Source organism: Allokutzneria oryzae, from assembly GCF_042429765.1.
Taxonomy (GTDB): domain Bacteria; phylum Actinomycetota; class Actinomycetes; order Mycobacteriales; family Pseudonocardiaceae; genus Allokutzneria; species Allokutzneria oryzae.
The window spans coordinates 54,931-81,347 of the sequence record NZ_JBHLZU010000012.1; the positions used below are offsets into that span (position 1 = coordinate 54,931).

Sequence of the window (26,417 nt, forward strand, 5' to 3'; positions counted from 1 at the left end):
CACCGGCGACCGGCGGTGCCTGCCCCGAGCGTCGCGGTCGGTTGTGAGCCCTGCCAGGGAATGAGGTCCTTCATATCGAGGCTGTCCTGCCCTCCCCCGCCGGTGCGGCTGCCCCCGGGCACCGCCGAAAGTCCCGGTCCCGAGCTGAACTTCGTCCCTGGGGACCTCCGCCGACTCCGGAGACACTGATCCCAGGCGTGCCCCTGGACACGACCCGATTCGAGCAGGGGGGTTCTCGCGATGGCACCGGCGACAGAGCAGCACACGGCCCGCATCGAGGTCCACGGCACCGTGCAGGGCGTCGGGTTCCGGCCGTTCGTGTACCGGCTGGCCACCGCGCTCGGCGTACGCGGAGACGTCAGCAACGTCGGCGGGCACGTGGTGATCCACGCCCAGAGTCGCAAGAACACCGTGCAGGACTTCCTGCGGCACCTGGCCGAGCACGCTCCGCCGCACGCCCGGATCGAGCGGATCGTGGTGACCGAACCGACTGGCCCTGTCGGGGTGAGCACCGGCTTCACCGTCACCCGAAGCACCTCGGAGAGCGGTCAGCACGCTCCCCGGGAGCTCCCGCCGGATCTCGCCACCTGCCCCGCTTGCGTGCGCGAGCTGTTCGATCCTGAGGATCGCCGGTACAGGTACCCGTTCCTCAACTGCACCGCGTGCGGCCCCCGCGCCACGATCGTCGAGGACCTCCCGTATGACCGCGAGCGCACGGTGATGCGCAGGTTCCCGCTGTGCCCGGAGTGCCGGGCGGAGTACCTCGACCCGGCGAACCGTCGCTTCCACGCCGAACCGATCGCCTGTCCGGTCTGCGGTCCGCGCCTGAGCTGGCACGCGCGTGGATCTCCACACGCCACCGCGGTGGCCGAGGACGCGCTTCGGCAAGCGGTGCTGACCATCGCGGACGGCGGAGTCGTCGCGGTCAAGGGCATCGGTGGCTACCAGCTGATCTGCGACGCCACGGTCGAGGACGCCGTGCGGCGGGTGCGGGTGGGCAAGCACCGGCCGAGCAAGCCGCTAGCGGTGATGGTCAACGACCTGGGCGCGGCGCGTTCTCTGTCCGATGTGGACGATGTGGGCGATGCGGCGGAACGCCTGCTGACCTCGGCCGCGGGACCGATCGTGCTGCTCGGCCGGACCGACGCGGGCGTCCTGGCGCCCGGAGTCGCCCCGGAGGTCGCCGAGCTGGGCCTGTTCCTGCCCTACAGCCCACTGCACCACCTGCTGCTCGCCGAGCTGGACCGCCCGCTCGTGGTCACCAGCGGCAACCGCGCGGGCGAGCCGATCATCATCGACGACGCCACGGCCCTGCGCGTGCTCGGCCCCCTCACGGACGGCCTGCTGGCGCACGACCGCCCGATCCGGTCCCGCTACGACGACTCGGTGTTGCGGGTCGTCGCGGGCCGCTCGACGACGATCCGCCGCGCCAGGGGGTACGCGCCGGCCCCGCTGCCGCTGCCGCACGCGGCGCCCCTGCCGGTGCTCGCGGTCGGCGCACAGCTCAAGCACACCACGACCTTGGCCGTCGGCGGGCACGCCGTCATCGGACCGCACACCGGTGACCTCTCCGACCACGACACCCTGACCGCGTTCGAGGACACCATCGGGCAGCTGTGCCGTTGGGCCGACGTCGAACCGGCGCTCTACGCGTACGACCTGCATCCGGGTTACCTGTCCAGCCAGTACGCCATGCGGTTTCCGGAGCGCGCCAGGATGGCCGTGCAGCACCACCACGCGCACGTCGCGGCGACCGCCGCCGAGCACGGTGTGGACGAGCCCTTCCTGGGACTGGCCTACGACGGGCTCGGCATGGGCGAGGACGGCACGTTCTGGGGCGGTGAGCTGCTGCTGGCGGACTACCAGGGCTTTTCGCGGTTGGGGCGGATCGCGCTGGCGCCGCTACCGGGTGGGGCATCAGCGATCCGGCGCCCCGCCCGCACCGCGCTGGGGTACCTGTTCGGGGCGGAGACCCTCGGCGCGGGTGGCGGCATCGACACCGCGCTCGCGGGCCCTCTGCTGGAACGGATGCCCGCGCACGAGGTCGCCGTGATCCGCCGCATGGTCAAGGTCGGGCTGAACTGTCCACGTGCCTCCAGCGTGGGCAGGCTTTTCGACGCCGCGGCCGCGTTCCTCGGGCTGTGCGACGACGCCAGCTACGAAGGCGAGGCCGCGGTCCTGCTGGAGGCCGCGGCCCGTCCCCACCACGGCCTCGCCGCCCTGCCCTGGCGACTCGCTGAACGCGACGGGCTCACCGTCTTCGACACCGCGCCCACGCTGCGGGCCTTGTTGACCTCCGCCCAGGACAGCCCGGTCGGCCCGGTCGCCGCCCGATTCCACCGCGCCGTCGCCGAGGCGACGCTGGCGATGGTGGAGCGGGCCGCGCGCAGCACCGGCGTCCGCACGGTGTGCCTCGGGGGCGGGGTGTTCCAGAACCGGCTGATGGTCACCGACCTGCTGGCGGGGCTGGCCGATCTCGGCATGACGACCCACATCGGGCAGGAGGTACCGATGAACGACGGCGGGATCAGCTACGGGCAGGCGGTCATCGCCGCCGCCAGGCTGGCCGGGTGAGACCGATGTGCCTCGGCATCCCCGGCCGACTCGTGGACCTCGCCCAGGACGAGGGCCTGCGCATGGGCACCGTGGACTTCGACGGCGTGCGCCGCCCCGTCTGCCTGGACTACACGCCGGAGGCCGCTGTCGGTGACTACGTCATCGTGCACGTCGGTTTCGCGATCAGCCGCGTGGACAGGGAGGAGGCCGCGCGGACGCTGGCGGTCATCCGAGCCATGCCCGAGGCGATGGCGACCGAGCTAGGGCCTGTTTCAGAGGTCCGTGTTCGCGACAGCCGGGCCGAGCCCGCCCCTGGCGGCGCCGACGAAAAGCCCACGTACAACACCGGTACGCGGTCTTCCCGTCGTCTAGCCAGGAACGACCTCGATCCCGGCTCTCATCGAACGAGACCCCTGAAACAGACCCTCGGCCTGGAACCGACATGAGGTACCTCGACGAGTACCGCGACCCCGACCTGGCCCGGCGGCTGCTGGCCGAGCTGGCCGCCACCGCGACCCGCCCGTGGACGATCATGGAGGTCTGCGGCGGCCAGACCCACACCATCGTGCGGCAGGGCATCGACGAGCTGCTGCCCCCGGGCATCCGCATGATCCACGGGCCCGGGTGCCCGGTGTGCGTGACACCGCTGGAGACCGTGGACGCCGCGGTCTCCCTCGCCGCCCGACCCGAGGTGATCTTCACCAGCTACGGCGACATGCTGCGCGTTCCGGGGAGCTCCTCGGACCTGCTCCAGGTCAAGGCGCGCGGCGGCGACGTCCGGGTCGTCTACACGCCGCTGGAGGCGGTGCGGCTGGCCGAGCACAACCCCGATCGGCAGGTCGTGTTCTTCGCCGTGGGGTTCGAGACCACCGCTCCGGCCAACGCCATGGCGGTGCTGCACGCCGCCCGCACCGGGCTGGGGAACTTCAGCGTGCTGGTCAGCCACGTGCTCGTGCCCCCGGCGATCACCGCGATCCTCGACGCCCCGGACAACCAGGTGCAGGCGTTCCTGGCAGCGGGGCACGTGTGCGCGGTGATGGGCTGGACCGAGTACGAGCCGATCGCCGCCCGCTACCGGGTGCCGATCGTGGTCACCGGCTTCGAACCGCTGGACCTGCTGGAAGGCATCCTGATGGCGGTGCGCCAACTGGAGGACGGCCGCGCCGAGGTCACCAACCAGTACATCCGTGCGGTGCGCCGCTCCGGCAACCTCGCCGCACAGGCCGCCGTGCGGCAGGTCTTCGAGGTCACCCCGCGCACCTGGCGCGGCATCGGCCCGATCCCGGCCAGCGGGCTCGCCCTGTCCCCGGAGTACCACGCCTTCGACGCGGAGCGCCGGTTCGCCATCGGCCCCACCGCCACCGCAGAACACCCCGAGTGCATCGCGGGCGAGATCCTGCGCGGAACGCGCCTGCCCACCGACTGCGCGGCCTACGGCGGCGCGTGCACACCGAGGCGGCCGTTGGGCGCCCCGATGGTGTCCAGCGAGGGCACCTGCGCGGCGTTCCACAACGCCGGCCGCCGACCGCTGTCCACAGTGGAGGAACGATGACCGTTGACCCACTCGCCGCCACCTGCCCGGTGCCGTTGGCCGAGAACGAACGCGTGCTGCTCGGCCACGGGTCGGGAGGGCAGCTGATGGCCGAACTGCTCACCGAGGTGATCATCCCGGCGTTCGACGTGCCCGGTCCGCTTGAGGACGCCGCCGTGCTCGACGCCGCGGGCACCGAGCTGGTCTTCAGCACGGACAGCTTCGTGGTCAGTCCGCGCTTCTTCCCGGGCGGCGACATCGGCTCGCTCGCGGTGCACGGCACGGTGAACGACGTGGCGATGCGCGGTGCCCGACCGATCGCGCTGAGCCTCGCCTACGTGCTGGAGGAAGGACTGCCGCTGGCCGAGCTGCGGGCCGTCACCGAGTCCGTGGCCATTGCCGCGCGGGCGGCGGGCGTCCCGGTGGTCACCGGGGACACCAAGGTCGTGGGGCGCGGGGCCGCCGACGGGCTGTACCTGACCACCACGGGCGTCGGGCTGCGGTTGCCGGGCGCACGGCCGTCGGCCGCGGCGGGCAAGCCGGGGGACGTCGTCCTGTTGTCCGGGCCGATCGGCTCCCACGGCACCGCCGTCCTCACCGCCCGTGAGGGGCTGGGCTTCGACACCGAGATCCGCTCCGACAGCCAGCCGCTGCACGACCTGGTCGCCGCGATGATCACTGTGGGCGGCGCGGCCGTGCACGCGTTGCGCGATCCGACCCGAGGGGGCCTGGCGAGCGCGCTCAACGAGCTGGCCGCGGCGTCGGGGGTGGCCGTCGAGATCGACGAGCCCGGCGTGCCGGTGCCGGAGCCGGTCGCCGCCATCTGCGAGCTGCTCGGCCTGGACCCGTTGCACGTGGCCAACGAGGGGTGCTTGGTGGCATTGGTCGCGCCCGAGGCCGCCGATGCCGTCCTGGCCGCCATGCGCGCCCGGCCCGAGGGAGCGCAGGCCCTGGCGATCGGGCGGGTGCTCGAAGGAGCGCCCGGCCGCGTCACCGCCCGCACCCTGGTCGGTTCCACCCGCGTCGTGGACATGGTGATCGGCGAGCAACTGCCCCGCATCTGCTGACGGAGGTGACCGTGACGCATCGCAGCCGTTCCCTGCTGGTGGGCGCGCTGGCCAGGGTCGAGGGCGAGGGCGCACTCGACATCACCGTCCACAATGGACGTGTCGAGCGGGCCGACCTGCGGATCTACGAGCCACCCCGGTTCTTCGAGGCGTTCCTGCGGGGGCGCGCCCACACCGAACCACCGGACGTCACCTCGCGGATCTGCGGGATCTGCCCGGTGGCCTACCAGCTGTCGGCCTGCCAGGCCGTCGAGTCCGCGTGCGGGGTCGAGGTCGGCGGCGCGCTCGCGGACCTGCGGCGGCTGCTGTACTGCGGCGAGTGGATCTCCAGCCACGCCCTGCACATCTACCTGCTGCACGTCCCGGACTTCCTCGGCTACCCGGACGCCATCGCGCTGGCCAAGGACCACCGGGACGTGGTGGAGCGGGGCCTGGCCCTCAAACAGGCGGGCAACGAGCTGATGGCCCTGCTGGGCGGGCGCGCCATCCACCCGGTCAACCCGCGGCTGGGCGGGTTCCACCGGGTGCCTGCCCGCTCCGAGCTGGCACCGGTCGCCGAGCGGCTGCGGCGTGCGCTGGACCTCGCGGTGGCCACCGCGACCTGGGTGGCCGGGTTCGAGTTCCCCGACCTCGAACTGGACTGTCCGCTGCTGGCGCTGCACGACCCCGGCCGCTACCCGATCGAGCGCGGGCGGTTGCGGTCCAGCACCGGCCTCGACGTGCCGGTCGCCGAGTTCGCCGAGCACGTGGTCGAGCACCAGGTACCGCACTCCACGGCGCTGCACGCGCGGTTGGACGGCAGCCGGTACCTCGTCGGCCCACTGGCACGGTATGCGCTCAACTCGACCCTGCTCTCCCCCGTCGCCAGTCAGGTCGCCGACGACGCCGGGCTGGGACCGGAGTGCCGCAACCCGTTCAAGAGCATCGTGGTGCGCTCCGTGGAAACGATCTACGCGATCGAGGAGGCGCTGCGCCTCATCACCGCGTACGACCCGCCGCCGCACCCGGCGGTGCCAGTCCCACCGCGTGCGGCGGTGGGGCACGGCGCCACCGAAGCTCCGCGCGGCCTGCTCTACCACCGCTACGAGCTGGACTCCGCCGGTCTGGTGCGCAGCGCGGTCATCGTGCCGCCCACCGCGCAGAACCAGGACGCCATCGAGGAGGACCTGGTCCGGCTCGTCCAAGCCAACCTCGACCTGGCCGACGAACCGCTGACCGCACTGTGCGAGAGGGCGATCCGCAACCACGACCCGTGCATCTCCTGCTCGGCGCACTTCCTGCGGCTCCGGGTCACGGGGCGATGAGCGCCGGGGTGATCGCGGTCGGCAACGAGTTCCGCCGCGACGACGGCGTCGGTCCCGCCGTCGTCGCCGCACTCGCCGATCGGGTCGGGGCGACGGTGCGGCTCGTGGTCACCGACGGCGACCCGGTGCGGCTGCTGGAGGCGTGGCAGGGACTGGATCTGGCGGTGCTGGTCGACGCGTCGCTGTGCGAACCACCGATGCCCGGCCACGTGCACCGCACGACCATTGATCGGCTGCCCACCGCGCACGGCTCGCCGAGCTCGCACGGGCTGGGCATCCCGGAGGCGGTCGAGCTGGCCCGCGTCCTGGACCGGATGCCACGCACGCTCGTGGTCTACAGCGTGGAGGCGGCTGCGGTGGACTTCGGCGTCGGGCTGTGCCCCGAGGTCGCCGCGGCGGTTCCGAAGCTGGTCGAGGCGGTGCTGCGCGAACTGGGCGCGACCGACCGCACCCCGCTGTGAACCCGGAGCTCTGGCTCAGGTGCCGCCTCTTGGCGCGGTGCGCCGCACGCGATCGGTGAGCTCGCGCAGGGCCGGTGTGCGGTGCACGTCGACCGGGACGGGGTCTCGCACGCGGCGTGCGGTCTCCGGCAGCCGCCAGAGGTCGCGGACCAGCCGCCGGTGCGTCCTGGCCACCGGCTCGGGCGCGTCCACCCGCCTGCCCGCTCGCAGCACGTGCACCATCAGCGCCTCCCGCCCGGGTGGTGGCGGTTCTCCGCGCAGCGCGAGCAGATCCGGCTCCGCGTCGAGCTTGGCGTCCAGCGTCCGGAACACCTGCTTGGCCCCGGGCGCCGTCACCTTGCCCGGGGAGAGCTTCATGACCGGCCGCCCGTCGTACTCGACGAGCTTGTAGACGCTGTCCAGCGACGGGGCGTCGGCGGACACGCCGACCTTGGTCCCCACGCCGTAGACGTCGATGGGCGCGCCGGTCCTGGTGAGCTCCGCGAGCGCGTACTCGTCCAGCGCCCCGCTGGCCACAATGCGCGCCGAGGGCAACCCGGCCTCATCCAGCAGGTCCCGTGCCCGCAGTGCCAGCTGGCCGAGATTCCCGGAATCCAGCCGTACCCCGAACGCGGTGTCCAATCCGAGCTCACGTGCGACCGCGATCGCGGAGCGGACACCGGCCGGCGTGTCGTAGGTGTCCACGAGGAACACCGTCGCCTCGGGGAAGTCGCGGGCGAACGCGACGAACGCGGCGCGTTCCGCTGGGAACGCCTGGACGTAGGAGTGCGCCATCGTCCCGACCGGCCGCAGTCCGTGCCGCCGCGCGGCGGCGACGTTGCTGGTCCCGGTGAAGCCACCGATGGCGCAGGCCCTGGCGACGGCCACCGCCGCGTCCCACCCGTGCGTGCGCCGGGCGGCGAAGTCCACGAGCTCCGCGCCCGGCGCGGCGAGCAGGCACCGCGCCGCCTTGGTGGCCACACAGGTCTGGAAGGTGACCCGGTTGAGCAGGGCCGTCTCCACCAGCTGCGCCTGCGCGACCGGAGCGGTGACCTCCAGCAGGGGCTCATCCGCGAACACCACCCGCCCCTCCGGGACGGCCCACACGTCACCGGTGAACCTGAGCTCACCCAGCGCACCCAGGTCCGCGGCACCGAGCCCGAGGGCCGAGCGGAGGTAGTCCAGTTCGTCCGGCGTGAACCGGAAGGACTCCAAGAAGCCGAGGCAGTCGGCCAGTCCCGCGCACACCAGGAACCCGCGGTGCGGCGGCAACGCCCGCGCGAACAGGCTGAAGGTCGCGTCCGCGGTCATTCCGTTGCGCAGATAGCTGACCGCCATCCTGATCTCGTAGAGGTCCGTCTCCAGCCCCGACACACTCGCCCTCCCCCAAGGAGATTCCGTTCTGCGACCGAATCCTCAGCCGCTGGTCGGTCGCGTGTACGCGCCGCCGTGCTGGACCCGCGCGTCAGGACCGGGGAACACCAGAGTGGTGCGGTCCGAGTCGGTCCAGCGCACGCGGTAAGGCGGCGAGCCGTCGGCGTGCGGCACCTCCACGACCTCGCCTTCCCTGCGGGGTTCGCCGAGCCGGTTGCCCTCGACGATGATCCAGTCACCGACCTGTGCCTTCATCGCACTCCTTCCTCGGTGCGGACGCTTGACCCGATACCACCTTCCGGGCGAGGACACGGGACCACCAGGATCGAAGGGTTCCCCAGCAGGAGACCTTGTGCCCTGTGAGACCCCCGCCAACGGCGTCACCCCGGCGAGGGGCGATCACCGTGACCGGAGGTGCCACCTGGTTCCGTGTTCCTGCTCGGCTGGGCAAGCACGAAGTAACCCTCTTCCTCTTGGGCGAAGTGCAGGGTGAGCACCGCGTCCAGGCCGTACAGCGCGGCGCAGAGCTCACCGCCCTGGTCGCCCGGTTCCTCGACCAGCCGTCCGATGCGGTGCACCAAGCGCTCGATCTCCGCGTGCCCCCGGCTCATCGTCGCGGTGCTCTCCGGGCCGCCGAGCACGGGGTTCAGCGCGGGGTAGAGCTGAGTCTCCTCGGCGTGTTCGTGCGGCAGCAGCCGCTCGACGAGGAGGCGGTGGGCGCGCCGAGTCGCGGCTTCGGCGGCCGGGGTGTAGCCGCCGCGCACCAGGTCGGCGGCCTGTCGCACCGCGAGCCGGACCTCGGCCAGCGCGGGGTGCTCGGCGGCGAAACGCCGCAGCAGCGCGTCCACCGCCCGCGACCGGCTCCGCTCGGTCCGCGCGGGCACCAGCACCCGCAACGCGTTGACGATCACCGCGAGGTCGATCGCCTCCTGGACGAGGGCTCCCGCCGCCGGCGGCAGCAGCCCTGCCGCGGCGAACCCCATCGCGGCCAGCGACAGCGCCACCCCGGTCACCGCGCTCTGCACCGCGATGCGACGCGCTCTGCGGGCCAGCTCCACGACATCGGCCAGCCCATCCAGCCGATCAGCCGTGAGCACCGCGTCTGCCGCCTGCGCCGAGGCCGCCGATCCCCGCGCGCCCAGTGCGACGCCCACCCCCGCGGCGGCCAGGGCGGGCGCGTCGTTGAGCCCGTCACCGACCATGATCGTGGTCGCTCGTGCCTGCTCCTGGCCCACCCGCCGCACCTTGTCCTCGGGAGCGCACCGTGCCTGGATCTCGTCCAGGTGCAGCACGGTGGCGACGTCCTGCGCGTTCTCCAGCCGGTCCCCGGTCAGCATGATCACCCGCCGCAGCCCGGCCCGGCGCAGCCTGCGGATGGTGTGCGCCGCGTCCGGCCGGATGTCGTCCCTGGCCAGCACCGCGCCCAGCGGCCGGTCGTCCTCGGTGACCCAGATCAGCGAAGCGGCCTCCACTCTCGCTCTGGCGCTCGCACGCCGCATCCAGGGCTCCCGCTCGCGCTCGGCCGAGTCGATCCGGCCGACCGCGACCCACCGGTCACCGATCCGGCCGACCGCGCCGCGCCCTGCCCGCTCGCTCACCTCGCTCGCGGGCGGCGGTCGCAGGTCCATCGCCCTCGCCGCCAGCACCACCGCCCTGGCGAGCGGGTGACCGGACAGCTGCTCCACCGCGGCGGCGACGCTCAGCACGTGCTCCACTGTCTCCCCGGCAACGGTGACGACACCGATCACCGATGGCTGTCCGGCCGTCACCGTGCCGGTCTTGTCGAGGACGGCGGTCCTGGCCCGGCCCAACGACTCCAGCGCGGCGCCGTCACGGACGACGACTCCCCGGCGCGCGGCTCTGGACATGCCCGCCGTCACCGCGACCGGCACGGCGAGCAGCAAGGGGCATGGCGTCGCGGTGACCAGGACCGCCACCGCTCGCACGACCTCTCCGGTCAGCAGCCAGGCCAGCGCGGCGATGGCCAGCGCCATCGGCAGGAACACCGCCGCGATCCGGTCGGCGAGGCGCACGACGGGCGCGCCGGCAGCGGTCGCCTGTTCCACCAGCCGGACCACACCCGCGTAGGTGCTGTCCCGCGCGCTGCGGGTGGCCTCCAGCTCCACCGGGGTTCCCACCGCGAGCACACCGCTGCGCACGGGCTCACCTCGCCCGCGCTCCACAACCGCCGGTTCCCCGGTCAACGCCGACTCGTCGAAGCTGCCGTCCCCGGTGAGCATGCCGTCGACCGGCACGATCTCCCCGGCGCGGACCACCAGCAGATCTCCCGGCCGCACCCGCTCGACCGGCACGGTTGTCACATGGCCGTCGTGGAGGAGGTTCGCCTCGCGAGGAACGCGGCCGAGCAGAGCGCTGAGATCACGGTGCGCCCGCCGCTGGGCCATGGTGTCCAACGCCCTGCCGGTAGCCAGCATCACGCCGACCAGCACCGCGGCGAGATGCTCACCAACCGCGAGAGTGCCCGCCAGCGCGAGAACGGCGAGCACATCGGCCCCGAAGCGCCCGGCACGCAGGTCCTCCCAGGCCCACCAGACGGCAGGCACCAGGGCCAGCGCTCCGCCCACACCCCAGGCCACGGCGGCTCCCGGCCACTTCGCCCAGAACAGTGCCGCCCCCACCAGCAACAGGCTGGTTGTGGCCACCAGGAGAACGACGGCGATGCCCGAAGGCCGCCTGCTCGGCTCAGTCATGACCGCGCCACCTCAAGAAAAAGCCGCCGCGCGACAAGTCTCCTGCCGGTCCGCTCATGTGTCGGCGTGCTCGGCGTGGAACTGTTCGAACGCGGCGAACGCCCTGGCTCCGTACACCGTGGCGGGCCCGCCGTTCATGAGGAAGGCGACCCCGATCGCCTCCGCCGCCTCCCGAGGCGTCGCACCCTCCTGGACCGCCGCGTGAGCGTGGGCGGCGATGCAGCCGTCGCACTCCTTGCTCACGGCGATCGCCAGCGCGACCAACTCCTTGGTCTTCGTGTCCAGCGCCCCGGACGCCAGCGCGGCGTCGTGCAGCGCGCCGTACCCGCGGTACACCTCGGGAATCGCCTGTCGCAGCGCCCGGGTGGGCTCCCGCAGCTCTTCCCGCACAGTCCTGCCGCAGTCCACGATCCGCCCCTTCCAGCCGATCCGTTCCACTGCTCACCTCCCGGTGAGGAACCGCACGCATCCGGCCATCGAGCTGAGTCGGCCGTAGTCCTCCTCGTCGATCCGGTGGCCCGAGCGCGCGCTCAGCTCCGCGAGGAACGCCTGGAAATCCAGCGAGTCGAGATCCAGGGCCTCCCTGAGGTCCTCCTCCCAGCCGAGCCTGTCCAGCTCCGCCTCCGGCGCCACCCGCAGCAGCGACTCGCTGACCGCGGTGCGGGCTTGCTCCGGCGTCATAGCTCCTCCGGGTGGTTGAGCGAGTGGTCGACGTTCTCCAGGAACCGCGCGCCCACGTGGCCGTCCGTCGCCCGGTGGTCGGCCGACAGCGTCGCGGTCACCACCGGGCGAGCCCCGAGCATGCCGCCCACCGCCCACGGCCGATCGAGCACTTTGCCCAGGCCCACCAGGGCCACCTGCGGCGGGTAGATCACGCCGAGGACGGACTCCACACCGCGGTCACCGAGGTTGGTCACGGTGATGGTGGCCGAGGTCAGCTCGCTGGCCCGCAACCGTCCCGCCCGCGCCCGCGCGACCAGGTCGCGAAGCCGGTCCATCAGGTCGGCCGGTGCGAGGTCGGCGGTGTCGGTGATCGCGGGGGTGACCAGGCCGCCACCTCGCAGGGAGACCGCGACGCCGATGTGGACGGCGGTGGCGGGCTCGAAGTGGTCGTCGATCCAGAAGCCGTTGAGCTGCGGCACCCGTCGCGCGGCGACAGCGCAAGCCTTCAGCATCAGGGCCACGGGCAGGACGCGCTCCTCGACGGGCAGTTCGCGGTTGACCTCGCGTAGCCACGCCATCGCGGTCGTCATGTCGATCGTCGTGCTCAGGTAGTAGTGCGGGATCTCGCGCTTGGACCGCGCCATCAGACGCGCGGTGGTCGCCCGCATCGCCTCGACACGACCGGCTGCGGCAGTCGGAGCCGCCTGCTCCCGCTGAGCGGGAGCAGGAGGCTCGGCCGCGCTGCGGACATCGGCCACGCGAACCACTCCGTCGGCGCCGGCTGCGACCACCCGCGCCAGGTCGACACCGAGTTCCTTGGCCAGCCGTCGCGCGTACGGCGTGACCCGGGGTCGCACCGCGGTGGGCGGTTCTGCTTCGCGCGAGCCAGCCGCGCGCTGCACATCGGCGCGGGTGATACCCGCGCCCTTGCCGGTGCCGCGCACCGTGGTGAGATCGACACCGAGCTGATCCGCCAGCTTGCGCACCAGGGGCCCGGCGAGCGGTTTCGGCCGTTCGTCCGGTCGTGGCGCGGGTTCGGTCGGTTCGGCAGCGGCGGCGGGCGCGCCGGTGGGTCCAGCACCGGTGCTGATCGTCGCGAGCAGGGTGCCCACCGGAACCACTTCTCCCGGCCGCACAAGGATCTCTTCGATCACTCCGGTGTCGAAGCACTCCACTTCGACCGCCGACTTCGCGGTGTCGACCACGGCGACGATGTCTCCTTTGTGGACGGCGTCGCCCGGTTTGACCAACCACTCCAGGAGTGTTCCCTCGTCCATGTCGGCGCCCAGTGAGGGCATCCGGAACTCAGCCATCGCCGCGCACCACCCTCACGGCCGCGGCGACGACATCGGCCGCACGCGGCAGTGCCGCTTCTTCGAGGTGCTTGGCGTACGGGATCGGCACCTCGGCGCCGCACACGCGCTCGATCGGGGCGTCGAGGTCGAAGAACGCCCGCTCGGTGATGCGCGCGCTGACCTCCGCGGCCAGGCCGCCACTGCGCCACTCCTCGGCAACGATCACGGCGCGGTTCGTGCGGTGCACGGAGTCGAGAACGGTCCTGTCGTCCAGCGGGCGCAGCGAGCGCAGGTCGATCACGTCGGCTCTGATCCCCTGCGACGCCAGTTCGTCGGCGGCGGCCAGCGCGGTGGCGAGCGTTCCGCCGTAGGCGATCAGGGTGAGGTCGTCGCCGGGCCTGCGCACCACTGCTCGGTCGATGTCGACCGGACCGACCTCGTCGTCGAGCGTTCCGGAGGCGTTGTACAGCGAGCTGTGCTCGAAGAGCACAACCGGGTCCGGGTCGCACAGCGCCGTCCACAGCATGCCCCGCGCGTCCTGGACGGTGGCCGGGGCCAGCACTCGCAGGCCGGGGATGTGCGCGTACCACCCTTCCAGGCTGTGCGAGTGCTGAGCCGCCAGCTGCCTGCCCGCCCCGGTGGTCATCCGGATGACCAGCGGGACGCCGACCTGCCCGCCGGACATGTGCCGCAGCGTCGCGGCGTTGTTGAGGATCTGGTCCAGTGCCAGCAGGCTGAAGTTGACCGTCATGATCTCCACGATGGGGCGCATGCCTGCGAGTGCGGCGCCGACACCGGCGCCGACGAAGGCCGACTCCGACAACGGGGTGTCGCGGACGCGTTCCGGTCCGAACTCCTCCAGCAGGCCGAGGCTCACCGCGTAGCAACCGCCGTAGCTGCCCACGTCCTCGCCCATCAGGAAGACCCTGTCGTCCTTGCGCAGCGCCTCCCGGTGAGCCTCGCGCAACGCCTCCCGGTAGGTGGTCCGCGTGGTGCTCATGGCCGCTCCGCGTAGACGAACCTGGTGAGGTCCTCGACCGGTTCCACGGGGGCGGACTCCGCGAAGTCGACCGCGTGGGCGATCTCCTCGTCAACCGCTCGCTCCAGCTCCTCGACAGCGGCGTCGGTGAGCTCACCGTCGGCGCGCATCGCCTCGGCGAGCCGGTCGATCGGGTCGTGCCGCTTCCACCGCTCGACCTCGGACTTGTCCCGGTAGCGCTCCGGGTCGTACATGGAGTGCGCGCGGAACCGGTAGGTGTGGAGCTCCAGGAAGCACGGGCCGCCTCCACCTCTGATGACCTGCGTGGCCCGCTCGGTCGCCGCCCGGACGGCGAGCACGTCCATCCCGTCAACCGGCCAGGACGCCATGCCGTACGAGGCCGCCCGCAGTGCCAGGTCCGTCTCGGCCTGAGCCTTGCTCAGCGCGGTTCCCATGGCGTAGAGGTTGTTCTCGCAGCAGAACAGCACGGGCAACTTCCAGAGCGCGGCCAGGTTCATGCACTCGTGGAACTCGCCTTCGGCCACCGCTCCGTCACCGAAGAAGCACGCGGTGATCCGGTCGTGGCCGCGCATCGCGTCGCTCAGCGCGAGCCCCACGGCGACCGGCAGACCACCGCCGACGATCGCGTTGCCGCCGTAGAAGCGGTGTTCGGCGTCGAACAGGTGCATCGAGCCGCCACGGCCCCGGCTGCACCCGCTCACCTTGCCGTGCATCTCGGCCATCACCGCGGCCATCGGGACACCACGTGCCAGCGCGTGACCGTGATCGCGATAGGTCGACACCACGGCGTCGTCGGGCCGCAACCGTGCGAGCACACCCACCGCGACGGCTTCCTCGCCGACGTAGAGGTGCAGGAACCCCCGGATCTTCGCCGCGCTGTACAGCTCCGCGCACTTGTCCTCGAACCTGCGGATGCGCACCATCTCGCGCAGCAGCGCGGCACGGGGCTCAGCGCTCATCCGGTCACCTCCAGGGTGGACGTGTCGCCTTCCGGCAGGCCGAGCTCGCGCGCCTTCAGCAGCCTGCGCATCACCTTGCCGCTGCGGGTGTGCGGCATGTGCTGTTCGAACGCGATGTCCTTGGGCGCCACCGCGCCCAGGCGCCGCCGTCCGAACGCGATCAGCTCGGCGCGCAGGTCGTCGGTCGGTTCGAACCCGGGGCGCAGGGTGATGAAGGCCTTGACGACCTCTCCTGCCACCGGGTCGGGTTTGCCGATCACGCCGGCCTCGGCCACCGCGGGATGCTCCATCAAGGCGCTCTCCACCTCGAACGGGCCCACCAGGTGACCGGCCGACTTGATCACGTCGTCGGCCCGGCCGACGAACCAGTAGTAACCGTCCTCGTCCCGGCGGGCCAGATCCCCGCTGACGTACCAACCGTCTACAAAGGACTGCGCGTACCGCTGTTCGTCGTGCAGGTAGCCGCGGAACATCGACGGCCAGCCGGGCCGCAGCGCGAGCTCGCCGACCTCCTCCGGCCGACCGACCTCGTGCACCCGGCCCCCGGTCCTGCGGACCCGGCCACTCGCGTCGCGTTCCAGCAGTGCGGCATCGACCCCCGGCACCGGCCTGCCCATCGACCCGGGGCGGATCTCCGCCGACGCGTAGTTGGCGATCATGATCGCGCCGGTCTCGGTCTGCCACCAGGTGTCGTGAACCGGCAGCCCGAATGCGCGTTCGCCCCAGACGACCACCTCCGGGTTCAGGGGCTCACCGACACTGGCGATGTGCCGCAGCGCGGACAGGTCGTACCGCTCGGCGAGCTCGGCACCCTGTCGCATCAGCATGCGCAGCGCGGTGGGCGCGGTGTACCAGACCGTCACCCGCTGCCCCTCCAGCACGCGGTACCAGTTCCGCGCGTCGAAGTCCGCGGCGTCCACGATCGAGGTGAGCCCGTGGCTGAGCGGTGCGATGATGCCGTAGGAGGTGCCCGTGACCCAGCCGGGGTCGGCAGTGCACCAGAAGATGTCTTCCGACCGCAGGTCGAGTGCGAGTGCCGCTGTCGCATGATGGGCGATCACCGCCGCGTGCACGTGGATGGCCCCCTTGGGCGCACCGGTGGTCCCGCTGGTGAAGTGCAGCAGTGCCATGTCCTCCGGCGCGGTCGGAGGAATCGTGAACTCGTCGGAGGCCCCGGCCATCGCCGAGGCCAAATCGGTGGTGCCCAGCGGCTTGTCCCCTTCGCCGACCAGGAGCACATGGCGCAGAGCCGGGAGGCTGTCACGCACGGCGGCGACCCGACGCCGGTACAACTCCGGGGTGGTGACCAGCACTTGGACATCACCCAGCCGGAGCCGTTGGCGTATCGGCTCGGGCCCGAACGCGGAGAACAACGGCGTGTACACGCTCGTGTTCTTCAGCGTTCCCAACGCCGTGACGTACAACTCGGGAACGCGGCCGAGCAGGGTGCAGACCCGATCCCCCTTGCCGACACCGAGACCGCGCAGAACGTTGGCGAACCTGTTGGTGGCGCGGCGCAACTCGGCGTACGTGACGTCGGTGACCCGCCCGTTCCGGCCACGGCAGCGCAGAGCCACGTGCTCGCCGCGGTCGCCTTCCGCGTGGCGGTCCACCGCTTCGTGGGCGATGTTCAGCCCGCGTCCGCCCGGCAGCCCGCTCAGCTCACGCCGTGCCGCGGCCCAGGAGAACTCCGCACAGGTCCGTTCGTAGTCAGCGAGATTCGACGTGACCGTCCCGGCCCTGTCCTTGTGAATCGGTTCCCAGCCCACTGCCTGCCTCCACCCACGGTGCGCGCGGCGGGTCAGGGCCGACGTCCGTTCGGGAGCGCGCGGCCCTTCGTGTCCTGCTGGCGCTGTCGCATCGTCTATGTCTTCGCGACCGGGATCCGGTGCGCTTCGTCGATGTCTCTCCTGGGCATCCTCACTTCGAGGATTCCGGCGTTGTAGTGCGCCTCGATGGCGGACGGGTCGACGCTCGGCGGCAGGCTGATGGTGCGCTTCACCGCGCCGTAGCGAAACTCGCTGCGCGTCTTCTCCATCCGCTCGTCGGACCGCTCCGCCTCGATGCTCAGCTCGCCACCCTTGATGGTGACCTTGATGTCGTCCGGGTTCATGCCAGGCAACTCGGCGCGCAGGACGTACTTGTCATCCATGACGCAGTCCTCCAGGCGAAGCCATTGGCGATCGGCGAACAGCCCGAAGGGGAACCCGGTCTTGAGCCAGTGGAAGACCTCCGGCACCCGGGATCCGCGTGGAACCAGCGTCGTCATCTGTTGCCCCCTTTGCGGCAGTTGTGCTCCGACACCTCCACAGAACGCCTTGTCCCCCTGGAAACACAGGGAGGCTCGTCCCTACCAGTCAGGGACCAAAGCCCCGATGCGGCGCTGGGTGACCGGACCAAGGAGGGAAACGACAATCCACAGTGGACGGGTTGGATCGAGGCGCGTCCTTGGAAGTGTTGGCGCAGGCTGACTTTCGCGCAGTCCTCTCCAGCGGAAGCGCCGCACTCGGTCGGGCCTTGTGTGTGCTACGTCCGCGCCGTGGCCTGCGCCATGAGGATGCGGTGCGCTTCCTGCGCGGCCTTGGCGGTGCGGTCGGCCAGGGGTTCGCTGGCCGGGAGCTGTTCCAGGCCACGGACGAGCACGCCCACGGCATCGACCAGTGCCTGCACCTTGTCCTCAAGCACGTCGAGGCGGCGGCGCTCCGCAGTGGCGGGCGGCGGGGCCTCCGGAGCGGCGGCTTCGCCCTCCAGCTCGCCACGCAAGCTCGCCGGCATCAAGGCGAAGACATGGTCGAGCTGGCCTGGTGAGCACAGCGCGTTCAGCCCCGCGGAGACCGCACCCGCGGCGGCCGGGACGTCGGCCGGGCTGATGTTGGCCGTGTGGGCGAACAGGTTGGTGAACCAGGAGGCGTCGTAGCGGACGGGCACCCTGCTGGGCGCCCAGCCGCTGTAGAAGACCCCGCGCAGCAGCTCGGGCAGCTGGGCGGCGAAATGCGCCGCGCTGTCGACGGTGAGCCGGTCGCGCACGAGGTGCAACCAGGCCCGCAGCACGCGGAAGGCGTAGTGACGATCCTCGGTGCCCAGGTGGTGCGCGATCGTGGACAACCAATCATGAGCTGTCTGATGCGCCGCAGAGAACGGATCGGGCTCATGCGTCATCGCGCCCTCCTTGTGGGATCTGGTAGGGCTTTCCAGACTCGTCCTGCGGCAGATCACCCGACAGGGACCAAAGGCCTCAATGGAGAACGCGGGCGACGAAGGCATTCGCAACGAATCGCGGCGCCGACCGCCGGACCGAGGACCTTCGACTCTTCATCTGACCACAGTGGCGAGTGCACCCTGCGAAGTCTCCCCGCCGAATCACGGACAGGAGGCCAGGATGACAACCGCAAGAGACATCATGCACGTGGGCGCTACCTGCATCGGAGAGCACGACACCCTGCAAGCCGCGGCGCAGCGAATGCGCGATCTCGACGTCGGCGCGCTGCCGATCTGCGGTGACGACGACCGCCTGCACGGCATCATCACCGATCGCGACATCGTGATCAAATGCATCGCCACCGGCGGGGACCCGCGCACGACGACCGCGGGCGAGCTGGCACAGGGCGTTCCCCACCTCGTGCACACGGACACCCAGATCGACGACGTGCTCGATGTGATGGAGGAACACCGGATCCGACGCATCCCGGTCCTCGACGGCCACCGACTAGTCGGCATGATCAGCGAAGCCGACCTCGCCAGGCATCTGCCAGAAGCCACGCTCGGCCGCTTCGTCGAAGCCATCTGCGCGACCCGTTGAGGAGCAGCCGTGGCACTGTGCGAGGTCTGTGGCAACGACTACGACAAGGCGTTCCAAGTCATCGTCAACGGAGACTCCCATGTCTTCGACAGCTTCGAATGCGCGGCGCACCGGCTTGCGCCCACGTGTGCCCAGTGCGGGTGCAGGGTGATCGGGCACGGCGTCGAATCCGGCGACACGGTCTACTGCTGCGCCCATTGCGCCACCGCCGCGAACGTGGTCGGGATCCGCGACCGCGTGTAGACGTGCCGGCTTTCACCAGCCAGCGCGGCGGTCTCGCGCCGTAGTGCTCGTCGGGTTGGCCACGGTGGACGCAGTCGGGTGGCACCGGGCACGACCGCGAGTTCGCGAGACGCCGCGCTGATCACCTGGCACGGACGACGAGCGTGCCGTTGGCCTCGATGTGGACTCGGGTCGCGAACCGCAGGCTGATGTGTTCGAGCGCGGAGCGCAGCCATTCGGCGTCGTCCCACGAGACGCGTCGGAGGCGCATCTTCTCGGTTCGCACGGGCACCATGCGCAGGGCGAGGAGCTTGCCGTTGTCGGGGTCGAGCGTGGCGAAGTACAGCAACCGCAGCTCGCCTCGGTAGGCCTCGAAGCCCTTGATGCCTTCGTAGTCGTTGATCAGGTCCCCGCAGCCGTACAGGATCAGTTTGCCGCGATAGACCTCGATCGACCGCGGGTGGTGCGAAGAGTGCCCGTGCACGAGGTCGACGCCGGCGTCGACCAGCCGGTGCGCGAAGCGAACCTGGCCTGGTTCGACGTAGTACCCCCAGTTGGAGCCCCAGTGCAGGGAGGCGATCGCGATGTCGCCCGGGCGCTTCAGCGCCAGCGTCCGCTCCGCGATGGCTTCGGCACTGCGGTTGGACAGGTCGGGCACGAAGGCCACGCCCGGCCCGTCCCGCGTCGCGGCCCATTGGCGCGGGACGCCGCTGGACTCCGTTCCGCCCGCTGCGATCACCACCCGCGTGCCACCGAGGAGGGCCAGCGACGCCGGGCTGTGCGCCTGTGCGGCATCGAGCCCTGCGCCCACTCGGCGGATCCCGGCCTTGGTCAGCTCGGTGAGGGTGTCGGCGAGTCCCCTGCTCCCGAAGTCGAGGACGTGGTTGTTGGCCAGGACGCACACGTCGGGCCGGGCGACGGTCAGGCACGCGAGGTTGCCGGGGTGCATCCGGTAGTGGACGGCCTTGCCCTTCGCGAACGTGCCGTCGCCGGTGACGCAGGTCTCCAGGTTGAGAACTCGGAGGTCGGGCGTGTGCTCGTCGAACACCGAGAGCGCGTCCCCCCACGGCCAGCCGAAGCCGACAGGTCTCGCGATCGGGCCGCTGACCTGCTCGGCGAGCGTCACGTAGGCGCGAGCGTCCGACATGACCGGCTCGTGCAGGGTGGGATCGCCGGGGTGCGGGAGGATCTGGTCGAGGCCGCGCCCGGTCATGACGTCGCCGCAGAGGAAGACCGTCACGCTGGTGCGCGTGGTCGTGGGCTCAGACATCGAGCACCACCGAGCAGGGCCGTACATCGTCGGCTTGCCCCTGCGGCGCGACCGCCTCCGGCTCTGCCGTGCAGTTCGTGCCCATGCTGGCAGTGGACCTGGCGACCGGAGTCCGAGCCAGAGGCGAACGTCCTCGTCCGGCGAAGCTCATCCGCTCGCTCACGACTCCTCATCAGCGGGCGTGATGAGTCCGTAATGCCCGTCGTAGCGGTGGTAGAGCACCGCGCCGCGACCACGATCAGCGTCCAGGAAGAACAGGAACGGCTGCCCGAGCAGGTTGAGCCGTGCTACAGCCTCGCCTGTGGTCAGTGCGGGCGCCGGCTGGGTGCTGACGGTCAGCGGGAGCTGGAACGGGGAAAGCTCGTGCGGCCCGGGTGGAGTCAGCTGCGCCAGCCGGTAACCGGTCGCGCCTGCGCGGTAGAGCACGCTGTCCTGACCGGTACCGACCTCGGTGAACAGGTGGAAGTCGTAGTCCAGCATCCCCATGTCGAGCGCCGCGTCATCGATTGTGCAGCGCGGCAGGGTGAACGACTTGTGCCTCATGATCTCGCGCTCCCCCTCCGGGCGCGGGAACCAGCGGTGGCGGTGAGTGGGCTCGAACTCATGCCGCCACTCGTGCGGCTCAGGTGAGCGCCTCCCACCGGGGTGCGCCTCCCAGTGCCGGGCGACCCGTTCCAGGCGGTGCCGCAGGCGTGCCTCAAGCCGGTCGACCGCCTCCCACGAGCTCTCCCCCACAGCCTGAGCACGGACCAGCCGGCCGTTGACGTCGAGGTTGGCCTGCGCCACCACGGGACGCGACACGGCCGGATCACCGTGCCGCGACACCCTGACCCTCGCGAACAGCACCGGGCGATGGGCGAGGTGGAGCAGCGCGCCGATCTTGTCCCGGGCGTAGTCGGCGGTTCCCGGCAGGACGTTCTCGTCGATCGTTATCCGGATGCCAGCAGGTGTGGAAGAGGTCATGGCCCTGTGGTACGGCGGTCCACCATGCCTTGCCAGGGTCGAAAGACACCCGCTTCGAGGGGACGACGAAAGAAGATGAGCGGCCGCACGGACCTCAACACCGCCTAGCTGGCAGACCCTGCACCCAGCCCGCGTCCCGCACGCGGCAACACTCTCTCCCCTTCACCCCCTCCCACACCACCTCACCGCCCCCTGGCGCCCTCACCCGCTCTCCTTCACCACCCCCTGGCGCCCTCACCCCCTCACCCCTCTCGCCCCTATCGCCCCGCCCCGTGCCTCATTTCGCGTTTTGTCACCTAAATGCGAAATGGGAGCGCTCTTTTGCACAACAAGGTGACAAAACGCGAAAACCCCGACCACGCCAGCCAGCCCACGCGCACACGAGACACGGGGCACGGGCACGGGCACGGGCACGGGCACGGGCACGGGGGCGACGCCAACCCGGGGCATGAGGTTCGGCAGGCGCCGAGTGTCTCCGCGTTCCGGCACCGCTTCCCGGCCGAAACACGGGTTCATCACTGTGCGCTTGGCCGGACTCGCCAGCCCGGCACCCGGCGGATCTTTTCCCTGGCGTCTGGGCGTTGTTGTTGCTGGCTGTGCGGACGGCACCTGGCGAGCCACCGAGCAACCTATTGAATTCAGTCTTCCCTGAAACCTTCATGACTAGAATCACGACGTGGCACGAGGTGTACCGATTCCACTGCGACGTCAACGACTGTCTCGTTAGGACGTTCGTCGCACAGGTCGGCGGCGGGCCACCCATCTCACCCGGCGGAAGCCGTTGTGCCGCAGGACGTTGAGGCGCACCAGGTGAAAGTCAGAACGCCGATCAGGGCTCCTGAGGACCGCGAGCGTTCTTCGTGCGGCCCCCGGGCCGCCGTCAGCAATCGGGCACGAGCTGAATGCCCGGATCGTTCGCGTTAATTGTCAGCGGAACACCCGCGCGTGCGGCATTGTCGTAGACGTCGTTGATAACGACCACAGAGCGTCCGGCGCGGGCGAGCAGGCTGGCTCCCGCAGTGGCGCGATAGCCGCTGGCGCAATGCACCCACACCGTCCCCGACGGAACATCCGCGACTCGCTTCGACAGTTCGGGCAGCGGAATGTGCACCGCACAGGAAATGTGTGACGTGTTCCATTCGATGTCGAATCGTACGTCCAGCACGACATCGGCGGGCGGCAGATCCGCTGGCGGAGCCCCGGACAGCACGGCCGCCAGATCGCGGAAACTCGCCGCGGGAACGCTTTCCACCTGCGTCGGGTCGGCGGCCATCCGCTCCGGAGATCCGACAGCCGCGCCTGCGACCCGGTCGATGCCGATGCGCACCAACTCCCGCTGCGCCCGGGCGATCTGCTCGCCGGTCTCGCCCACCAACGTGATCGGGGCGCCCCAGTCGATCAGCCAGCCCACCCAGGTCGCCATCGGACCGTCCAACCCGAGGCTGATCGTGCCGGCCAGGTGCGAGGCGAAGTAGGCCTTACGGGCCCGCAGGTCAACCACCCACTCACCGCGGCGCAGCCGACCGGCCAACTCATCCTTGTCGATGCGGCGCGCCGGGCGCAGGTCCACCGGGGCGGGGCCGGCGGCGTTGATGACTCCCATGTGCACGTAGTACGCCGGATAGTCGCCCATTCCCGCCAGGGTCTGCTTGACGAACTCATCTCGCGCCAGCCGGAACACGGGGTTGACCGCTCGCTGCTGGCCGATCGTGGACGCATCGCCACTGACCTGGCCGACCGCGCAGAAACTGCCGAACCCGTGCGTGGGCCAGACCTGGGTCCCATCGGGCAGCAACTCTCCCAGTGTCCGGACCGAGGCGTACTGCGCACGGGCGAGCTCCACGGTGTGCTCGCTGCCCAGCAGGTCGGTCCGTCCGGTCGTTCCGAACAACAGCGAACCGCCGGTGAACACCCCGACCGGCCCCTGGGGGTCCTCAAGCACGTACGACAGGTGGTGGAACGTGTGCCCAGGGGTAGCCACCACCCGCAGCCGCATCCGCGGCGACACCTCGATCACATCACCGTCGCTGACACCGACGCGCTCGAAGGCCACGTCCTCGGCCGCCACAACGAGATAGGTCGCTCCGGTCAGGCGAGCCAGTTCCAGTCCGCCGGAGACGTAGTCGTTGTGCAGATGCGTCTCGGCCACATGCGTGATCGGCACCCCCAGGCGGCCCGCGACCGCCAAGAACCGATCGACATCACGCTGCGGATCGACCACCACCGCCACTGTCCCGTCGGTGGCCAGATAGCTGCGATCTCCCAAGGATGACGTTTCGATCACCTTGATATCGAACACGGCAGCGCCTCTCTTCGTTCGCTGTTCCCGCTCTCACCGACTCCGCGCCACATCGCCGCCGGACATCAGAACTTGAGGGGCAGTGACGTCGAAGGAAAGGGCCACAGCTATGCGACGACGCCGATTCCGATGCGATACCCCAACCTCAAGTTACGGTCCGGGACAGATTGTTGACATGCGAAGTTCGAGTGAATTGAGTGAACCTTTTGCTTGCGGCGATAAGCATTGGCGCTCACACCTCTGCCCACAGTTCTCCCCGCAGCACACGGTTTGCCTGGACCGGTGACGTGAATGACGATCAGTGGGAGAGGCGCTCCCACAGCCAGCCGAAGCGGTCGATGCGCCACAGCTGCGCCAGGATCACCACGGTGGCGCCGAACACGGTCGGCCACCCCTGGAGCGCGACCAGGCCCCACACGATCAGGGCGAACCCGCACAGCCCCACGGCGACCAGCAGCCGCATGATCCGCCGGTGGTCGGCGGGTACCCGGTTGCCCTCGCGGACCCAGGCGCGTTCGCCGTAGATCCCCCGGGCGGCCCAGGAGTCGGGTCCCACTGGCGGGAAGGCGGAGGGGTTGACGAACAACCAGATGATCACCGCCGCGATCGGGAGCAGGCTCCACCAGCCGATCCAGGTTCGGCTCCAGATCGCCAGCAGCATGGCCGGAACAGCGGCGAAGCGGGTCCACACGCTCCACGGGTTGGCGTGCCGCTTCCAGGCGTCGTCGTTCATCCGGAACAGTCCGGCGATGGTCTTCGCGATGCCCATGGTGATCTCCTGTCAGCTCAGGTGTTCTTCCAGCGCCCGCACAGCGGCCACCGCGCCGTCCTCCGCGCGGATTGCGGCACCGAGAGCTGCGGCGTTCTCGCGCATCGCGGGGCTGGAGACGGCTTCGGTGATCGCGGTGGCCAGTCGCTCGACGGTGAGCTGCTGCTGGCGCACTGGCGCGGGCGCGACTCCGACGGCGTGCATGCGCTGCGCCCAATGCGGCTGATCAGCCACAAATGGGCACACGATCTGCGGGCGTCCTGCCGCCAGCGCAGCGGCAGTGGTGCCACCCCCGCCGTGATGCACCACCGCGGCCGTACGGGGGAACAACCAGTCATGGGGCGCTTGGTCAATCACCAGGACCTCATCCGAGGACTCGGCCTCGCCGATACCGCCCCACCCGGTCGCCAGCACGGCACGAACCCCGGCACGGCGCACGGCCTCGGCGACAACCGCACCTGTTCTGCCCGCCTGCGGCCCGGCCATGCTGCCGAACCCGATGTAGACAGGGGGCGGTCCGGCGTCGAGGAACCGAGTCAGCCGTTCCGAGGGCGACCACGAGTCAGCGGCGGGCAGGAACCAGAACCCTTTGGTGCGCACCGCATCCGGCCACTCCGGGTCGACCTGCGTCACATGGGTGCTGAATGCCTGCAACACCAAGCGATGCGCGCCGTCGGCGTCATGCAGCACGTCATGTCCGTTCCGCCGAACCGGCAAGCCGAGTTCGGTGGCGCGCCAGGTGTTCGCGACACCGGAGTGGGCGCGCAACGTGGCCGAGACAGCCAGATACGTGGCGCGGTTGAACACCTTCGGCACTCGTGGCAGCGGCAGCATCGGGCACGGGAATCGCGAACTCGGTACCCACCCGGGCTGCAACGTCGCGAGCACGCCGGGCACGCCGAGCATCTCCGCGACGTGCTGTGCGGGAAGCGTCGGCGAGTGCACCACCACGTCCGCGCCGTCGCGGGCAGCGAGGCCCAGATCGTGCAGCACAGCGGCCATCAACGGCTTGATCCGCCGCGCCGTGCGCACGGCACTGATCTTGCCCCGCAAGCCTCGGTATCCGTTGCCGATGGCCTCACGGACGACCGGGTCGTCCAGCAACCGGTTCGGCCCCTCATCCAAGGCGGCGAACTCCACACCGTGCTGGTGTGCTTGCGCGGCAAAGGATTCCGGAGCGGCTAGGCGAGCGTCGTGCCCCGCGGCGCGCAGGGCGAGGGCGAGCGCGAGGAACGGCTGCACGTCGCCGCGCGTGCCGTGGGTGACAAGGAGTGCCTTCATCCCCCTTGTCCCTTCGTGATGACAGCGGTGAACGCGGACAGCCAGCGGTCGTCGGTGAACAGCCCGCCGGTCAACATCTCCAGCCCGGCTCGCGCTCCCCGCAGCGAGGTCTCGGTCTCGGCGACATCGCCACCGAGCAACCGGCCGACCTGATCACTGAGCACCAGCGGAGCCAGCAACCAGGCCACGTAGGTCACCGCACGCGCTCGTGCGTCCGTGGCGGGCTTGACCCAGCCTTGCTCTTCGCCGTCGGCCAGCCACCGCTGCGTGGCATCGACGATCTCGGTGAACATCGCGGTCGCGGCCTCGGAACCCTCCAACAGGGACCGGCCGAGGTAGCGCCGAACCGGGGTGGCGGCGTTGAGCATCTCGCCAAGGGCGCCCGGCTCGATCACCCCGCCATCGCCGGAGCCAGAGCGGATCGCCGCGAGCACATGCTCGTCACAAGCCTGCCGCAAGCCCTCCTTGGAGCCGAAGTGGTGCAGCACCAAGGCAGGCGAGACACCCGCGGCGGCCGCGATCGCCCGCACGCTCGTCCCGGCCACCCCGTCGGCGCCGAAGCGCTCCAACGCGGCGTCCCGGATCCGTGCCCGCGCGGTGAGGTCATCAACTGAACGCATAAACAGGATACTAAACGCTTGTTCAGCCACGTGGGGGTGCGTGGCCGCAAAGAACGCATCAAGATCTCCCTGCGGCGACAAAGCCGGCGCACAGGAGGAAACCGAACCTCGAGCGCAGCGGCCATGACAGCGGCGCTCCACCTTGCACCCGAGGAGCCGCCCGCGTCCTGAGCTCCTACCGAGGTCGTGTCCTACACGTGCCAACACCACCTCACCCCCCCGCGCCCCCGCGCCCTCACCCCCCGCGCCCCCGCGCCCTCACCCTCCGACACCCTCACCGTCCGGCACCCTCAC

General features: G+C 70.7%; 25 protein-coding genes. 8 read left to right on the forward strand and 17 right to left on the reverse strand.

Annotation, left to right across the window (positions count from 1 at the left end):
- Nucleotides 1-240 precede the first annotated feature (240 nt).
- From hypF to ACFFQA_RS15810, 6 genes are read left to right on the forward strand one after another with little or no spacing between them, the layout of a single operon-like run.
- A complete protein-coding gene (gene hypF, locus ACFFQA_RS15785; RefSeq protein WP_377852700.1) occupies nucleotides 241-2,574 on the forward strand; it encodes a carbamoyltransferase HypF in 2,334 nt (777 codons plus the stop codon).
- Between the two features lie 5 nt (nucleotides 2,575-2,579).
- A complete protein-coding gene (locus tag ACFFQA_RS15790; protein WP_377852805.1) occupies nucleotides 2,580-3,002 on the forward strand; it encodes a HypC/HybG/HupF family hydrogenase formation chaperone in 423 nt (140 codons plus the stop codon).
- Nucleotides 2,999-4,108: a hydrogenase formation protein HypD gene (gene hypD / locus ACFFQA_RS15795; RefSeq protein WP_377852701.1), complete on the forward strand. Its 1,110-nt coding sequence runs from the start codon at nucleotides 2,999-3,001 to the stop codon at nucleotides 4,106-4,108. The genes ACFFQA_RS15790 and hypD overlap by 4 nt, the downstream gene beginning before the upstream one ends.
- The gene (gene hypE / locus ACFFQA_RS15800; RefSeq protein WP_377852702.1) at nucleotides 4,105-5,154 is read left to right on the forward strand and encodes a hydrogenase expression/formation protein HypE; all 1,050 of its coding nucleotides are present in this window, start codon (nucleotides 4,105-4,107) and stop codon (nucleotides 5,152-5,154) included. The genes hypD and hypE overlap by 4 nt, the downstream gene beginning before the upstream one ends.
- An 11-nt stretch (nucleotides 5,155-5,165) precedes the next feature.
- Nucleotides 5,166-6,458, forward strand: coding sequence for a Ni/Fe hydrogenase subunit alpha (locus tag ACFFQA_RS15805; protein WP_377852703.1), 1,293 nt, complete (start codon nucleotides 5,166-5,168; stop codon nucleotides 6,456-6,458).
- Nucleotides 6,455-6,919 (forward strand): hydrogenase maturation protease, encoded by a 465-nt coding sequence (locus ACFFQA_RS15810; RefSeq protein ID WP_377852704.1) that lies wholly within the window; start codon nucleotides 6,455-6,457, stop codon nucleotides 6,917-6,919. Before ACFFQA_RS15805 ends, ACFFQA_RS15810 begins: the two co-directional genes overlap by 4 nt.
- Nucleotides 6,920-6,934: 15 nt before the next feature.
- Here the strand turns inward: ACFFQA_RS15810 and ACFFQA_RS15815 are convergent, their stop codons facing one another.
- The 11 genes from ACFFQA_RS15815 to ACFFQA_RS15865 form a co-directional block, all read right to left on the reverse strand.
- Complete coding sequence (locus ACFFQA_RS15815) at nucleotides 6,935-8,272, reverse strand: nicotinate phosphoribosyltransferase (protein WP_377852705.1); 1,338 nt, start codon at nucleotides 8,270-8,272, stop codon at nucleotides 6,935-6,937.
- Between the two features lie 42 nt (nucleotides 8,273-8,314).
- On the reverse strand, nucleotides 8,315-8,527 hold the full coding sequence (locus tag ACFFQA_RS15820; protein WP_377852706.1) for a DUF1918 domain-containing protein: 213 nt from the start codon (nucleotides 8,525-8,527) through the stop codon (nucleotides 8,315-8,317).
- A gap of 125 nt (nucleotides 8,528-8,652) precedes the next feature.
- On the reverse strand, nucleotides 8,653-10,983 hold the full coding sequence (locus ACFFQA_RS15825; RefSeq protein WP_377852707.1) for a heavy metal translocating P-type ATPase: 2,331 nt from the start codon (nucleotides 10,981-10,983) through the stop codon (nucleotides 8,653-8,655).
- Between the two features lie 54 nt (nucleotides 10,984-11,037).
- On the reverse strand, nucleotides 11,038-11,421 hold the full coding sequence (locus ACFFQA_RS15830) for a carboxymuconolactone decarboxylase family protein (protein ID WP_446681681.1): 384 nt from the start codon (nucleotides 11,419-11,421) through the stop codon (nucleotides 11,038-11,040).
- A 3-nt stretch (nucleotides 11,422-11,424) separates the two neighbouring features.
- The gene (locus ACFFQA_RS15835; protein WP_377852708.1) at nucleotides 11,425-11,664 is read right to left on the reverse strand and encodes a phosphopantetheine-binding protein; all 240 of its coding nucleotides are present in this window, start codon (nucleotides 11,662-11,664) and stop codon (nucleotides 11,425-11,427) included.
- Nucleotides 11,661-12,959, reverse strand: coding sequence for a dihydrolipoamide acetyltransferase family protein (locus ACFFQA_RS15840; RefSeq protein ID WP_377852709.1), 1,299 nt, complete (start codon nucleotides 12,957-12,959; stop codon nucleotides 11,661-11,663). The genes ACFFQA_RS15835 and ACFFQA_RS15840 overlap by 4 nt, the downstream gene beginning before the upstream one ends.
- On the reverse strand, nucleotides 12,952-13,941 hold the full coding sequence (locus ACFFQA_RS15845; protein ID WP_377852710.1) for an alpha-ketoacid dehydrogenase subunit beta: 990 nt from the start codon (nucleotides 13,939-13,941) through the stop codon (nucleotides 12,952-12,954). Before ACFFQA_RS15845 ends, ACFFQA_RS15840 begins: the two co-directional genes overlap by 8 nt.
- The gene (pdhA, locus tag ACFFQA_RS15850; protein ID WP_377852711.1) at nucleotides 13,938-14,900 is read right to left on the reverse strand and encodes a pyruvate dehydrogenase (acetyl-transferring) E1 component subunit alpha; all 963 of its coding nucleotides are present in this window, start codon (nucleotides 14,898-14,900) and stop codon (nucleotides 13,938-13,940) included. The genes ACFFQA_RS15845 and pdhA overlap by 4 nt, the downstream gene beginning before the upstream one ends.
- Nucleotides 14,897-16,669, reverse strand: coding sequence for an acetate--CoA ligase (gene acsA, locus ACFFQA_RS15855; protein WP_377852712.1), 1,773 nt, complete (start codon nucleotides 16,667-16,669; stop codon nucleotides 14,897-14,899). The genes pdhA and acsA overlap by 4 nt, the downstream gene beginning before the upstream one ends.
- Before the next feature lie 95 nt (nucleotides 16,670-16,764).
- On the reverse strand, nucleotides 16,765-17,169 hold the full coding sequence (locus tag ACFFQA_RS15860) for an Hsp20/alpha crystallin family protein (protein WP_377852713.1): 405 nt from the start codon (nucleotides 17,167-17,169) through the stop codon (nucleotides 16,765-16,767).
- Between the two features lie 257 nt (nucleotides 17,170-17,426).
- A complete protein-coding gene (locus ACFFQA_RS15865) occupies nucleotides 17,427-18,059 on the reverse strand; it encodes a DUF2267 domain-containing protein (protein WP_377852714.1) in 633 nt (210 codons plus the stop codon).
- A gap of 220 nt (nucleotides 18,060-18,279) precedes the next feature.
- Here ACFFQA_RS15865 and ACFFQA_RS15870 point away from each other — a divergent pair, with 220 nt between their 5' ends.
- Nucleotides 18,280-18,699: a CBS domain-containing protein gene (locus tag ACFFQA_RS15870; RefSeq protein ID WP_377852715.1), complete on the forward strand. Its 420-nt coding sequence runs from the start codon at nucleotides 18,280-18,282 to the stop codon at nucleotides 18,697-18,699.
- 9 nt (nucleotides 18,700-18,708) lie between these two features.
- Nucleotides 18,709-18,942 (forward strand): metallothionein, encoded by a 234-nt coding sequence (locus tag ACFFQA_RS15875; protein WP_377852716.1) that lies wholly within the window; start codon nucleotides 18,709-18,711, stop codon nucleotides 18,940-18,942.
- Nucleotides 18,943-19,063: 121 nt separating this feature from the next.
- Here ACFFQA_RS15875 and ACFFQA_RS15880 read toward each other — a convergent pair whose 3' ends face one another.
- The 6 genes from ACFFQA_RS15880 to ACFFQA_RS15905 all read right to left on the reverse strand — a co-directional run bounded on the left by ACFFQA_RS15880 (nucleotide 19,064) and on the right by ACFFQA_RS15905 (nucleotide 26,123).
- The gene (locus tag ACFFQA_RS15880; RefSeq protein WP_377852717.1) at nucleotides 19,064-20,191 is read right to left on the reverse strand and encodes a CapA family protein; all 1,128 of its coding nucleotides are present in this window, start codon (nucleotides 20,189-20,191) and stop codon (nucleotides 19,064-19,066) included.
- A gap of 159 nt (nucleotides 20,192-20,350) precedes the next feature.
- Nucleotides 20,351-21,154, reverse strand: coding sequence for a ribosome hibernation promotion factor (locus ACFFQA_RS15885; protein ID WP_377852718.1), 804 nt, complete (start codon nucleotides 21,152-21,154; stop codon nucleotides 20,351-20,353).
- A gap of 880 nt (nucleotides 21,155-22,034) precedes the next feature.
- On the reverse strand, nucleotides 22,035-23,453 hold the full coding sequence (locus ACFFQA_RS15890; protein WP_377852719.1) for an MBL fold metallo-hydrolase: 1,419 nt from the start codon (nucleotides 23,451-23,453) through the stop codon (nucleotides 22,035-22,037).
- Nucleotides 23,454-23,751: 298 nt separating this feature from the next.
- A complete protein-coding gene (locus tag ACFFQA_RS15895) occupies nucleotides 23,752-24,222 on the reverse strand; it encodes a DUF6653 family protein (RefSeq protein WP_377852720.1) in 471 nt (156 codons plus the stop codon).
- A 12-nt stretch (nucleotides 24,223-24,234) separates the two neighbouring features.
- On the reverse strand, nucleotides 24,235-25,503 hold the full coding sequence (locus ACFFQA_RS15900) for a glycosyltransferase (protein ID WP_377852721.1): 1,269 nt from the start codon (nucleotides 25,501-25,503) through the stop codon (nucleotides 24,235-24,237).
- On the reverse strand, nucleotides 25,500-26,123 hold the full coding sequence (locus ACFFQA_RS15905; protein WP_377852722.1) for a TetR/AcrR family transcriptional regulator: 624 nt from the start codon (nucleotides 26,121-26,123) through the stop codon (nucleotides 25,500-25,502). The genes ACFFQA_RS15900 and ACFFQA_RS15905 overlap by 4 nt, the downstream gene beginning before the upstream one ends.
- Nucleotides 26,124-26,417 lie beyond the last annotated feature (294 nt).

Excerpts from the sequence above, each read along its gene's own strand:
- ACFFQA_RS15820 (WP_377852706.1), bottom strand. The coding sequence starts at position 8,527 with ATGAAGGCACAGGTCGGTGACTGGATCATCGTCGAGGGCAACCGGCTC.
- pdhA (WP_377852711.1), bottom strand. The coding sequence starts at position 14,900 with ATGAGCGCTGAGCCCCGTGCCGCGCTGCTGCGCGAGATGGTGCGCATC.
- ACFFQA_RS15880 (WP_377852717.1), bottom strand. The coding sequence starts at position 20,191 with ATGTCTGAGCCCACGACCACGCGCACCAGCGTGACGGTCTTCCTCTGC.
- hypD (WP_377852701.1), top strand. The coding sequence starts at position 2,999 with ATGAGGTACCTCGACGAGTACCGCGACCCCGACCTGGCCCGGCGGCTG.
- ACFFQA_RS15895 (WP_377852720.1), bottom strand. The coding sequence starts at position 24,222 with ATGGGCATCGCGAAGACCATCGCCGGACTGTTCCGGATGAACGACGAC.
- ACFFQA_RS15825 (WP_377852707.1), bottom strand. The coding sequence starts at position 10,983 with ATGACTGAGCCGAGCAGGCGGCCTTCGGGCATCGCCGTCGTTCTCCTG.
- ACFFQA_RS15870 (WP_377852715.1), top strand. The coding sequence starts at position 18,280 with ATGACAACCGCAAGAGACATCATGCACGTGGGCGCTACCTGCATCGGA.
- ACFFQA_RS15905 (WP_377852722.1), bottom strand. The coding sequence starts at position 26,123 with ATGCGTTCAGTTGATGACCTCACCGCGCGGGCACGGATCCGGGACGCC.
- hypF (WP_377852700.1), top strand. The coding sequence starts at position 241 with ATGGCACCGGCGACAGAGCAGCACACGGCCCGCATCGAGGTCCACGGC.
- hypE (WP_377852702.1), top strand. The coding sequence starts at position 4,105 with ATGACCGTTGACCCACTCGCCGCCACCTGCCCGGTGCCGTTGGCCGAG.
- ACFFQA_RS15840 (WP_377852709.1), bottom strand. The coding sequence starts at position 12,959 with ATGGCTGAGTTCCGGATGCCCTCACTGGGCGCCGACATGGACGAGGGA.
- ACFFQA_RS15835 (WP_377852708.1), bottom strand. The coding sequence starts at position 11,664 with ATGACGCCGGAGCAAGCCCGCACCGCGGTCAGCGAGTCGCTGCTGCGG.
- ACFFQA_RS15845 (WP_377852710.1), bottom strand. The coding sequence starts at position 13,941 with ATGAGCACCACGCGGACCACCTACCGGGAGGCGTTGCGCGAGGCTCAC.
- ACFFQA_RS15860 (WP_377852713.1), bottom strand. The coding sequence starts at position 17,169 with ATGACGACGCTGGTTCCACGCGGATCCCGGGTGCCGGAGGTCTTCCAC.
- ACFFQA_RS15900 (WP_377852721.1), bottom strand. The coding sequence starts at position 25,503 with ATGAAGGCACTCCTTGTCACCCACGGCACGCGCGGCGACGTGCAGCCG.
- ACFFQA_RS15790 (WP_377852805.1), top strand. The coding sequence starts at position 2,580 with ATGTGCCTCGGCATCCCCGGCCGACTCGTGGACCTCGCCCAGGACGAG.
- ACFFQA_RS15865 (WP_377852714.1), bottom strand. The coding sequence starts at position 18,059 with ATGACGCATGAGCCCGATCCGTTCTCTGCGGCGCATCAGACAGCTCAT.
- ACFFQA_RS15810 (WP_377852704.1), top strand. The coding sequence starts at position 6,455 with ATGAGCGCCGGGGTGATCGCGGTCGGCAACGAGTTCCGCCGCGACGAC.
- ACFFQA_RS15885 (WP_377852718.1), bottom strand. The coding sequence starts at position 21,154 with ATGACCTCTTCCACACCTGCTGGCATCCGGATAACGATCGACGAGAAC.